Source organism: Psychrobacter pocilloporae (assembly GCF_029872915.1).
Lineage (GTDB): Bacteria > Pseudomonadota > Gammaproteobacteria > Pseudomonadales > Moraxellaceae > Psychrobacter > Psychrobacter pacificensis.
Genome location: NZ_PGFT01000001.1, coordinates 757,556 through 769,574, shown reverse-complemented (window position 1 = coordinate 769,574; position 12,019 = coordinate 757,556). Strand labels below are relative to the sequence as shown.

General features: G+C 42.6%; 8 protein-coding genes. 1 reads left to right on the top strand and 7 read right to left on the bottom strand.

The genetic code is table 11. From position 1 onward, the window contains the following. Nucleotides 1-167 precede the first annotated feature (167 nt). Nucleotides 168-788 (bottom strand): fasciclin domain-containing protein, encoded by a 621-nt coding sequence (locus CUR83_RS03340; protein ID WP_284719079.1) that lies wholly within the window; start codon nt 786-788, stop codon nt 168-170. A gap of 430 nt (nt 789-1,218) precedes the next feature. Then, a complete protein-coding gene (locus tag CUR83_RS03335; RefSeq protein WP_284719078.1) occupies nt 1,219-1,773 on the bottom strand; it encodes a fasciclin domain-containing protein in 555 nt (184 codons plus the stop codon). A 570-nt stretch (nt 1,774-2,343) separates the two neighbouring features. Here CUR83_RS03335 and metH point away from each other — a divergent pair. Continuing rightward, entirely contained in the window at nt 2,344-6,147 is a 3,804-nt protein-coding gene (metH, locus tag CUR83_RS03330; RefSeq protein ID WP_284719077.1) for a methionine synthase, read from the top strand. Between the two features lie 280 nt (nt 6,148-6,427). On the opposite strand, the gene CUR83_RS03325 is transcribed toward metH, so the two are convergent. The 5 genes from CUR83_RS03325 to CUR83_RS03305 form a co-directional block, all read right to left on the bottom strand. Further along, on the bottom strand, nt 6,428-9,094 hold the full coding sequence (locus tag CUR83_RS03325) for a TrlF family AAA-like ATPase (RefSeq protein WP_284719076.1): 2,667 nt from the start codon (nt 9,092-9,094) through the stop codon (nt 6,428-6,430). Nucleotides 9,095-9,433: 339 nt separating this feature from the next. Continuing rightward, nucleotides 9,434-9,574 carry a DUF2256 domain-containing protein gene (locus CUR83_RS03320; protein WP_284719075.1) on the bottom strand — a complete coding sequence of 47 codons (141 nt, stop codon included), beginning with the start codon at nt 9,572-9,574 and terminating at the stop codon, nt 9,434-9,436. A gap of 300 nt (nt 9,575-9,874) precedes the next feature. Next, nucleotides 9,875-10,117: a hypothetical protein gene (locus tag CUR83_RS03315; RefSeq protein ID WP_277077488.1), complete on the bottom strand. Its 243-nt coding sequence runs from the start codon at nt 10,115-10,117 to the stop codon at nt 9,875-9,877. 137 nt (nt 10,118-10,254) lie between these two features. Continuing rightward, nucleotides 10,255-11,274, bottom strand: coding sequence for a PD40 domain-containing protein (locus CUR83_RS03310; protein WP_071002242.1), 1,020 nt, complete (start codon nt 11,272-11,274; stop codon nt 10,255-10,257). A 158-nt stretch (nt 11,275-11,432) separates the two neighbouring features. Further along, nucleotides 11,433-11,921, bottom strand: coding sequence for an META domain-containing protein (locus CUR83_RS03305; protein WP_284719074.1), 489 nt, complete (start codon nt 11,919-11,921; stop codon nt 11,433-11,435). Nucleotides 11,922-12,019 lie beyond the last annotated feature (98 nt).

Below are 12,019 nucleotides of genomic sequence, written 5' to 3'. Positions count from 1 at the left end.
AAAGCCCGAGGCAATGGTCTCGGGCTTTTTTATTGCAAATCAATAACGCAGATTTTTAAGATACCGCTGCTACGCGCCACCATTTTATAGACACAAAAAAGCCTAGCATTATAGCTAGGCTCTTTTACTCTTGTTAAGTCTTAGAGTGACTTAACTAAATATTAATCTTACTCAGGCATCAATACTGTGTCGATTGTATGAATCACGCCGTTGCTTGCCATGATATCAGTACCTATGATGTTGGCTGTGTTACCAGTCGCATCAGTGATTACATTGGCATCGCTAATAGAAATCGTTTTGCCATTAGCCGTTTCGATATCGGTACCATAAGGGATATCAGCTGCTTTCACTTCCATTGGCACAACGTGATAAGGCAATACTTTTTTCAGCAAATCTGTGTTAGCTAGTAATTCTTCTTTCGTTACGCCTAGCCTCTCTAGTACTGGAACAAATGCATCATCAGTTGGTGCAAATACAGTGTACTTAGTATCTTCCATCAACATCGTATCAAGACCAGCAGCTTTTAATGCGGCTGTCAAAATGGTTAGGTTTTCGTTGCCAGCTGCTATCTCGGCGATGGTTTGAGTCGCTTCCATATCCATGTCATCTGCCATTGGCTCGGCTTCAACCATTGGCTCGGCTTCGGTCTCTGCTACTGGCTCAACCACCACTTCTTCAGTGGTAACTTCAGGCTCAGCTGGATCTGCGACTGTTTCAGTATCGTTACATGCTGCTAATGACATCGCTGCTGTTACTATTGCGATCGATAATAAATTCTTCTTTAACATGGGTCATTCCTTTTTAATAATTGGATATCTGGTTTGTCTAGCGAATAACTGTCTTTACTACATGAATAGCTGACGCTAATACGTATATCAATAATTGACATTTTTTAGCTATAGACAATTTGCTGTAACTAAACTGATATTCGCTATATCAATAGTTTCAATTCTAACGATTCAATTTTTAATTGATACTTACTTAAGTAGTAGCACTGTATCAATCACGTATATACCATTGTTCACTTGTATATCGGTTTATTAGGATATGTGAAAGATCGCGCTTATTGGTCATGCTCACTCATTAAAATAGGCGTTATTTATATCTAAATCATGCCAATTAAATACTAAAACAGCCGTTATCTAGTGAAAAATTCATCAAATAATGGCTGCTCACTAAATCTTCACAATACAAAAAATAATTATTTTTTAATGAAGCTTATTTAGGTAGTAGCACTCTATCGATGACATGGACAACGCCATTGGTCGCTGGGATATCTGTTTTTACGATATTAACAGTGCGGCCGTTTTCGTCCATCAACTTACCTTGATTCGTCACCATTAGCGTGTCTTTGCTTGCGGTCATGACATTGCCAGGTTTGACATCTTTGGCATACATGGCCATGTCGCCACTAACTACGTGATAGCCTAAAATTTTGGTCAACAGTGGCTTATTTGCAAACAATTGCGCTTTGGTCATGCCAGTCTCTTTCATTGCCTGCATAAACGCCTCATTGGTTGGGGCAAATATGGTGTAGTGAGCGTTAGGATCAGCGAGCATACCCGTTAGACCTGCTGCTTGTACTGCTTCTACTAAGACTGAAAAATCAGAATTACTTTGAGCAACTTGTACCACGTTCATTTTTGCCATAGTTTGGCTATGCATTGGCGGCTTCATATCTGCGCTTTTTGCTGGCATCATATTGTTACAAGCGCTTAGGCCAGCGATAGAAATAGCTAGCGTGCCGATAGTCGCAATTTTAGTCAGTTTCATAACATTATCCTTAATGATTGAGTATGTATTCGCTTATTGTCTTACAGGTTATATTGTCTTCTGATATCAGTTGCTCGTGCTATTCAAACGCTTATTTCTTAATAAGCAAAATCTAGATAGACCAACAGAACAATAATAAATTTTTGCCCATAAGTGACTTATAAGCAAAACTTACAAAGAACTAATTATCCTGAAATAAAATTAACATGTATAAAACCTTTATCAACCTGCCTTTACGCAACTTTTTGTAGTAGCGGTGTAATCTCTGTCGGACTTTTAAGCACAAGCGTTGGCTTTCATTTGCATAAGCAAAGCTTTATGTAATCCATAAACGAAATGATATTCATTTGTGCACATATTCTTTATGAAACAGCATTTAATGCTATGCTCAGCAGTTCAATGAATAGGTATCTGCTTGTCTAGGGTAAAAGTAGAATGAACAGTATCCATGTGTGCTATATTTTTCATGCTAGAATAATTCAAATTTGATGATTTCCTTTATAAGACTTTGTACTCTATTGGTTTGTTATTCCTTCCTTTTATAATATTGACGAGATAAGCAGCGCACCTATGACTCAAACGATGACCTCACCGACCTCTTCTCAATCTGATACTACTTCTGATGCATCATCCGCTGATGACTTTATTTTGACGCCACCTGCTGTCTTTCCTTATAAGGAACAGCAGCTCACCGCGCGCGCCCGTATCACTGAGCAGATGGCTTCACGCATCTTGATGTTAGACGGTGCAATGGGTACGCAGATTCAGACCTATAAACTAGAAGAGTCAGATTATCGTGGTGAGCGTTTTGCCGATATCGACCAAGATGTGCGCGGCAATAATGATTTGCTAGTACTGACACAGCCGCACATGATTAAAGACATTCATCACGATCATCTGTTGGCTGGTGCGGACATTATTGAGACCAACACTTTTAATGGTACGCGTCTGTCGATGGCTGACTATGACATGCAGTACTTGGTGCCTGAGCTCAATAAAACAGCAGCCAAGATTGCGCGCGAGGCGGCCGATGAATTTACCGCCAAGACGCCTGAGAAGCCGCGGTTTGTCGCCGGTGTGGTGGGGCCAACCTCACGCACGTGCTCGATATCACCTGATGTCAATGATCCTGCCTTTCGTAACATTACCTTTGATGAGTTGGTCCTAAACTACCGTGAAGCAACCTTATGCTTGATAGAAGGCGGCGTCGATCTTATTTTGATTGAGACAATCTTTGATACGCTCAATGCCAAGGCGGCGATATTTGCTATCACGGGTGTGTTTGATGATATTGGCTTTGAGCTGCCTATTATGATTTCTGGTACGATTACTGATGCGTCAGGTCGTACATTATCTGGTCAAACGGCAGAGGCGTTTTATAATTCGATCCGCCATGCCAAGCCATTGTCCGTTGGCTTTAACTGTGCGCTTGGCGCGGATGCGCTGCGTCCGCACATTCAAACGCTATCGAACATTGCTGATACCTATGTCTCTGCGCATCCTAATGCGGGGCTGCCCAATGAGTTTGGTGAATACGATGAGACCGCTGAAGAGACCGCCGCCCTACTCGAAGGCTTTGCCAAAGCAGGAATCCTAAATATCGTTGGTGGCTGCTGCGGGACGACGCCTGAGCATATCCGCCACATTGCAGATATGGTGGCGAACTATCCGCCGCGCGCCATCCCAGAGATTGCGCCTGCCTGCCGACTCTCAGGGCTTGAGCCATTTAATATCACGCCTGATAGCTTGTTCGTCAACGTCGGTGAGCGTACCAACGTCACAGGCTCCAAGAAGTTTTTGCGCCTAATTAAGACCGAAGCCTATACCGAGGCGCTCGATGTCGCGCGTGATCAAGTCGAGGGCGGTGCGCAGATCGTCGATATCAATATGGACGAAGGCATGCTCGACTCCAAGCAGGCCATGATTCACTTCGTCAACCTCGTCTCAGGCGAGCCAGATATCAGCCGTGTGCCCCTCATGATTGACTCGTCCAAATGGGACATCATCGAAGAAGGCCTCAAACGTACGCAAGGTAAATCTGTCGTCAACTCCATCTCGCTAAAAGAAGGTCATGCTGAGTTCGTTGAGCGCGCCAAATTATGCATGCGCTACGGCGCTGCCATTATCGTCATGGCCTTCGATGAAGACGGTCAAGCCGATACCTACGAGCGCAAAATCGAGATATCTAAACGCAGCTACGATGTACTGGTCAACGAAGTGGGCTTCCCCAGCGAGGACATTATTTTTGACCCTAATATCTTTGCGGTCGCCACGGGTATCACCGAGCACAATAACTACGGCGCGGACTTTATCAATGCGACGAAATGGATCACAGACAACCTGCCCAATGCGATGGTATCAGGCGGCGTGTCCAATGTCTCATTTAGCTTCCGTGGTAACCCGATTCGTGAAGCGATCAACTCTGTGTTCCTATTTCACGCGATCAAAAATGGCCTGACCATGGGTATCGTTAATCCAGCCATGCTTGAGCTGTACGATGATATTCCAAAGGAAGCACGTGACGCCATCGAAGATGTCATGCTCAACCGCAATCAAGGCGAAACTGGTCAGGATGCGACTGAGCGTCTGATGACGGTTGCTGAAAACTACCAAGATGGCGGCAAGAAAAAAGACAGCACCGTCGATATGAGCTGGCGCGAGGGCACGGTAGAAGAGCGCATTGCCCATGCACTGGTCAAAGGTATCACCACCTTTATCGAAGAAGACACCAAAGAAGCGTGGGAGAAATACCCCAAACCGCTAGAAGTTATCGAAGGACCTCTCATGGACGGTATGAATATCGTCGGTGATTTATTTGGCTCGGGTAAAATGTTTTTGCCGCAAGTGGTCAAGTCGGCGCGCGTCATGAAACAATCGGTCGCGTGGCTAAACCCGTACATCGAAGCAGAAAAAGTCGAAGGCGAAGTCAAAGGTAAAGTCCTGATGGCAACCGTCAAAGGCGACGTCCATGATATCGGCAAAAACATCGTCGGCGTGGTACTCGGCTGTAACGGCTATGATATCGTCGATCTGGGCGTGATGGTACCGTGCGAAACCATTCTCGATACCGCTATCAGAGAAAAAGTCGATATCATCGGTCTGTCAGGACTGATTACCCCAAGTCTCGATGAGATGGTCTATGTTGCCAAGCAAATGCAAGAGCACGGTATGACCCTACCCTTGATGATCGGCGGCGCAACAACCTCCAAAGCCCATACCGCGGTAAAAGTCGAACCGCAGTATCAAAATGATGCGGTCATCTACGTCTCGGATGCCTCGCGCTCAGTCGGCGTGGTAACCAAGCTGCTATCCAAAGAGCACCGTACCGCCCTCATCGATGAGACCCGCGAAGAGTATATCAAAGTGCGCGAGCGTCTCGCGAAGCGTCAACCCAAAGCGGCGAAGCTGACTTATGCTGAATCAGTTGAGGGTGGTTTTCAATACGATTGGGACAACTATACACCGCCTGTACCGAATCAGCTCGGTCAGGTGATATTGGACGACTACCCTATCGATAAGCTGCTGCCGTATATCGACTGGACGCCGTTCTTTATCTCGTGGGGGCTGGCGGGCAAATACCCTAAAATCTTGCAAGATGAGGTGGTTGGCGAAGCGGCGCGTGATCTGTTTAAAAACGCCCAAGAGCTGCTACACAAAATGATTGATGAAAAGTTAATCATCGCTAAAGGGGTGTTTAAAATTGCTCCAGCCAAACGCACTGGCGCAGATACGATTAGCGTTTATGACAAATCGCCTACAGATGGTGGCCGACCTACGCATACCTTTGAGCATCTGCGCCAGCAGTCTGATAAAGCGAGCGGCAAACCAAACTTTAGCCTCGCCGACTTTATATCGCCGTTAGAGGACTCTGACGATTATATCGGCGGCTTTACGGTGTCGATCGTTGGCACCGAAGACCTCGCTGAGCAGTACAAAGCGGCAGGCGACGATTATAATGCCATCATGGTACAAGCACTATCTGACCGCTTAGCCGAAGCCTTTGCCGAGCATCTGCATGAGCGCATCCGTAAAGACTACTGGGGCTATCAGGCTGATGAGACGCTCACCAACGATGAGCTGATCAAGGAAAAATACGTCGGTATCCGCCCTGCGCCTGGCTACCCTGCCTGTCCTGAGCATACCGAAAAAGGCAAATTGTTTGATTGGCTCGGTACGGTCGAGGCAATTGGCACGACGCTAACTGAGAGCTATGCAATGTGGCCTGCGTCATCGGTCAGCGGCTTTTATTACTCGCATCCTGATAGTGAGTACTTCAATGTCGGAAAAATCGGCCGAGATCAGTTAGAGGATTATGCGGCGCGGAAGGATTGGGATATTAAGACAGCTGAGAAGTGGTTAAATCCGAATTTGTAGGGATGTTGTTGAATTTTTTTAGCGTGTTTTTGAGGCGGGATTGGTTTTTATAGCCGTTCCCGCTTTTTGCTTCTATCTGCCAGTCTAGGCGAGGCGGTAGCACAGTTTGAGTCGTTCCTGTTGCCTCGAGACCACCTCAAAACCTAGCTACCGCAACTCGCCTAGCCCGTCAGGATATTCGCGACAATCGGGGCTAAAAAGCCTCGCTATGGTAGGGTTACTCTATTTGCCACAAATAAAAGATGCTATAGTTTATAACTACCTAATACGAAAATCCACCTTAGTCAAAACCATATTTCTCCCGACGCTTATCGAATGCTCCTTGACCCCCTTCTAATATTTTAGCTGCTAGCTCTTTAACTTGAGGTACATCAATTGCACCTTGTTGTTCTAATAAAATTTTCCCCTTATTGTCTTCTACACTGAGAACCCCAATCCATTCTGCGTCGCCAAATACTGGAATATTAGCGTTGTGAGTTGCAAACAAAAACTGTCTACTTAGTTTGGCTTCACGAAGCTCAGTTACTATTCGATCGGCAATAAAAGCGTTATCTAAATTATCCTCCGGTTGGTCTAGAATTAATGGGTCTTGATTATCTAACAGTAAAAGATGTAACACTGCTGTACATTGTTGACCAGTAGAAAGGTTTTCAATAGAACGAAAATCTATATCTTTGCCTTCATTATCAAATGCTACGTTGAGTTCTATCGTCGTTTTATCAGGGATAATTATTTCTTCTAATTCTAGGAGTTTACTACTTGAAATACGGCATAATGCACTCGCTACTATTGGAGAAACGCTAAATTTATCTATTAGTTCATCTGAACCTTGTCTAATTGTTTTCACTAAATTATTAGGTGTAAAAGACTGATTACCTACCCATTCAAGCCGTCTCTCTCTAACACCTTCCATATCACAGTTAAGCAAAAATTCTACCAAAACCTGCCTATCACCTTCAGAAATTAAATTTAATTGAACTTTTTTTGATAATTTTCTGTTTAGTTTTTTTACCGCTTTTTGGATTTGGCTAGCTCTATCACTTGTTTTTTGACTAAGCTCTAATAGCAGTTGCTCACGCTCTTCATTTAAAGCATTAAGTTGTGAAATAATGTTTTCTAATTCTTCGTTTTTTGGTTTTATAGACTCTATTTCTCTCAATAGTCTTTGGTATTCACTTCCTATCTGTTGTCCTGTTTTTCCTTGGCTTGTAGGTATACTTTTAAAAGTTTTATCTAACTCTTCTTCCTTTACACCTATCTCCTGATGATGCTCTTCCCTAGCTTCTTGTAGTTCTTCATACGCCTTTTCTATTAAAGTATTAATTTCATTCAAGTGCCCACTAATTGAAGAGTTAAGTTTATCAAACAAATTGCGTTCTCTTTCTAAAATTTTATGATGTGGTAAATCTTTTAAAGCTTCGTCATTCAGAATATCTGTATCTAATAAACTACCTTTAAAGTCTTCAGTCAATATCCTAATCTTCTCTAAACCGTTATTAACCTTCCTATCTAATAGTTTTTCCTTCTCTAACTTAGAAATTACTTCTATTTTTTCATCTATACCTAAGTCCTGATATTGCTTTACTTGTGCTAGAAGCTTTGGAAGTTGCTCAACTTCTGATTCGATATCATTTTTTTTACTAACTTGTAAAACTATTAACTCTCGATTTAACTTGAGTTTATCCAATACCTCATCAACAGATTTATTGTATTCTGAATGACCATCCTCCAAAAACCTACTAACTAATTTATTTCGATTCTGTTCATCTCGAGTCATTTCATAGATTTCATTTTGACCATACAGTTCAAGTTTTGGAAATAAATCAATAGGATGATAAGGTGTAATATTTCCGTTTTCATCTTGAACAACCGATTTATCTCCATACTTCCTAATAATTTTAAATCTACGTCCATTCATGGCTGCTGAGCGAATTGTGATTTCGATTAATCCCTTCTCATTGCCAAGATTATTGTCGATAATAGCCTTGTGCTGTGCTTTTGCTTCTTTACCAAATGGCTCTAACTCGAAAGCATAGCGAATGCATTCTAAAAAGGTAGATTTGCCAGTCCCTCTTCCTCCAATCACTGCATTTAAATGCTCTGATAAATTAATATTCACACCATCTAGATAACCACTTACGAGTTTGATATTTTCAATAGCTGATGCATAATTTTCTGATTTATCTGAATGCAACTTTATTCTTGATTCAGGGTCTAAAAAGGCAAGCTTGAATGCTGAAAAACTCGGTTTAGTCATCTTAACTAAACAAGAAGCCCCATTAGCCTTAATTTCTTCTGGTTTAGAGACATCAGCTGAATTTATTGCTATCATCATACGAGTTCGACTGTAATCTACAATTTTATTAAGAAACACTTTGCGATAAAAATCATCTTCAACACCTCTTAGGTCTTCAATAGAGCCTGGAATCTGAGCAGCTAATAAATCTGAATTTCGCCAAATATTATTCATACGCTTTTTCAAAACACCGTCATCATTAGTGCAATGAGCTGCAAAAATGAAACCCTCATTATCCTTTACATATTTGATAATATCACTAGCGGATAAATCAACTGGTGCTGCGGGGTTGTTACTATTAATACGTAATGCTCCTAGATGCATGGTAAGCTGATGTGTTGATATTCTTTCATCAAATAAGCATACAAAATGAACCTTTTCACTTGAAGCAATTTCAAACCCTGGAAATACTATTATTCCATTATCATTGAATAAATTTCTGATGTCATCTATACCTGAAACGGAACCATGGTCTGCTAATCCAATTACCTTTATACCAAACTCAATTGCTGCATTTAGTAATTGACTATTATATTCACTTTCTGAAATCTGATGTTCTTGACCTCGATATTTAATGTAGCTAGCTGGATTAACCTGTAATGCACATTTAAAAAATCTAGCCTTAGTGTAAGTATCTTCAATTAAACTCATGTCGTCTTTCCTTAACTTTTAGTGTTTTATAAGTCTGCCTGTATTTGCTATACTAATTAATAACAGACCCAGAACTGTATAAGTCAATATATCCAAGCAATTGTTTTGCAAAGTATATCTACTTTTAAATGCTAAATAAGCTAAAATATCTCCAACAGTCCCGCCTCCTCTACTTTTTGAGCCTGTATCGATAAGAAATTTGGCGGTCTTCTTTTGTCTTGATTTCGGCTCATATTACTTAGAGTTGGTAACTCATCATTTAAATTTAGCATAATATAAAAATAGTCGGTTACGCCTTGTTTGCATTCTCTACGAGAATTTGACAAGTCTAACGCCACCCTACTTATCTTTATTTCTTCGACACCGCTCAGAACAATAAATGACTTGCTCCCAGTCTTTCTCCCACTTCTTGCGCCACGTAAACGGACGCTTGCAGACTGGGCAGATTTTTTGTGGTAGGTTTTGTTTTTTATGTGCCATGATGACCCTTACCGATTACTCATAATCGTCAAATATTTTATTGAGGCGATTGAGACTGTTGACGATCAGCTTACCAGATTAATCAGTACTACTATCAATCGCGAGCTTCTCATCCATACGCATCGTTAGCGGTGCAAGCGCATCTTTTAGAGCGTGTGCTATCAGCGCGGCCTGCTCTTTGACACCGGTGGTCGATGCTTAATCGTCAGCACGGCTCGATAGACTCTGAGCCATCTTTTGTGCCAATTGTTCAACCGCACTGACCAGCTGCACCATCAGTGCTTTTTGCACGTCTTGGTTTTACTTGAGGTACTCGCCTTTCGCTTTGTGGTCATGCTTATATATTTGTAGCAATTGGCTCACGCTTTTCTCATAGCCATTATCAATGCTATCGCTGACGACTTTGGCATTATTGATCACGCTATCGGCGAGGATTTTTTGTGAGACGAGCTGCACCTTCATCTGAGTTTCTAACTGAGCCTTACGCTCTGCTTCTCGTAAACGCGCGCGATTTGCTCTGGATCGTTTTTGGTTTTTAATCACTCAGTTACATAGTTTGGTATGACATGGATGACGATTGCTCGACTTGATGCCGTTATATTTATATTTTTAGAATAGACTTATGTTTGTTTATTAATGATTATATATACATTTCATTACATAATATATAGCTGTGGCTATTAACGACCCCATATCGGTGAGCGTACGACGCCACCATTTTGGCTATTAATGGCGTAACTTGTGTTCCCTAAGAGCGAATGAATAACCAAATCGCCACCTTTTTGACGTCCTAAACTTTGACCGCCTACTTGCCCGCTGACTTTTGAAAAACGCGTTGGGTAGACCGCATAATTTCCAGAAGGAGATAGACGTGCCGGTTCATCGAGTCCAGTTTCTGCCAGACTAACTACTTGTCCAGTCGCTAGTGTCATGACAGCCGCCTTACGACCATTTAGGTAAGCCATGCGCTGACCATCTACACTGAGCTGAGGACTGGCGACATAGCCATTTGTCGGTACAGGTACGGCTTTACCAGTCGCGAAGTGATAACGATAGATACGTGGGCGCCCAGCACGGACTTTGTCACTGGTATAAACAAAGCTTTTGCCGTCAGCGGCATAGCTGGGCTGTACCTCAGTGCTCGGTAGTGTCGTTAATTGCTCAGTTTTCCCATCACTTAGGCGCATCTTATAAATATCAGCATTGCCGCCGACCGTAGAGCTATAGAGCAGATATTGACCATCAGGTGAAAATGACGCTGACATATTACTGCCTTCAGCATTGACGACCAGATTGCGCGTTTTGCTGCTTTTATCATAAATATATATTTTAGGATGCTCGCGCGGGGCTTGTTTGCTATAAGCAAGCAATTGACCATCAGCCGACCACGCTGGCGCATAGATATAGCCTGTGATCTGATCGATGAGCTGACGATCACTGCCATCAGGACGGATGCTATAGAGTGTCGATACTTTTGCGCTCCCTGACCCTTGCTCTTCCACATAAGCAATGTGTCCTTGACGATCAATGGCAGGCATAGCAGCGGTCAGTGGATTGCTATCCACTGTGCTGGTAGGCTTTTTCATTTCAGCACTAGGCAGTGTCTGACAGCCAGTGAGAGCCACCAATATAGCGATCGTCGTCGCCCCTTTTATCGTGATGTTATTCGTGGTTGGTTTTGACATAATAGTTTTAAACATAAAATAGTATCCAATAAAATCGCTAAGGTGTAACAGCAGCTTTACGCTAGTGTAGCGCAAAATTCGACAAACTTTGGACGAAAAAAAAGACCCCACTTATTAGTGAGGCCTTATCAAATCTAACCAGAATGTCTATATCGCTTTACTCAATCACCAAGTTATTTAGAGACAGCTTTAAAGTAAGCCACTTGGTTATCATTTTTGATGGTTAAGACAGGGACATTTTTGGCATTTTTACTGAGGCTGTATTTGCCTTGTACCGTTGCTAGGGTCGCTGTGTCAAAGCTGGCTTGCGGCTCAGGACAGGCCATCATTGTACTGATGCCATTTTTGATCTGCACATCACCATTGACGACACTGTAACCTGCGCTCATATTGTTGCATGTGTTCATAAATGCGATGTAGTTTCTACCATTGTCGTTCATGAAGCTCAAAGTGAGCGGCTTGGCTGGATCAAAGAACAGCTGAGACACCTGTTCACCGTTGCTACGTTTGGCATCAACCAACTGCCAATTGTGCGCTTGTAATGCCTCTACAGTGACGGGCTGACTGACTGGCGCAGGCAAGGTAGCCATTGTCTGACAACCAGCGGCAAGAGCACTAACTGAAAAGGTAGCTGCCATCATCACTTTAGTCATATTTTTCATATACATTCCTTTTTTATTGAATCCAAAAACCTTGCCGAGCATAAGGTCATACTTGACACAAGACCCAACAAGCGCATTCAGAATTTTGATTTATTATG

Coding starts and splice junctions, on each gene's coding strand:
- CUR83_RS03340 (WP_284719079.1), bottom strand. CDS start 788: ATGTTAAAGAAGAATTTATTATCGATCGCAATAGTAACAGCAGCGATG.
- CUR83_RS03335 (WP_284719078.1), bottom strand. CDS start 1,773: ATGAAACTGACTAAAATTGCGACTATCGGCACGCTAGCTATTTCTATC.
- metH (WP_284719077.1), top strand. CDS start 2,344: ATGACTCAAACGATGACCTCACCGACCTCTTCTCAATCTGATACTACT.
- CUR83_RS03325 (WP_284719076.1), bottom strand. CDS start 9,094: ATGAGTTTAATTGAAGATACTTACACTAAGGCTAGATTTTTTAAATGT.
- CUR83_RS03320 (WP_284719075.1), bottom strand. CDS start 9,574: ATGGCACATAAAAAACAAAACCTACCACAAAAAATCTGCCCAGTCTGC.
- CUR83_RS03310 (WP_071002242.1), bottom strand. CDS start 11,274: ATGTTTAAAACTATTATGTCAAAACCAACCACGAATAACATCACGATA.
- CUR83_RS03305 (WP_284719074.1), bottom strand. CDS start 11,921: ATGAAAAATATGACTAAAGTGATGATGGCAGCTACCTTTTCAGTTAGT.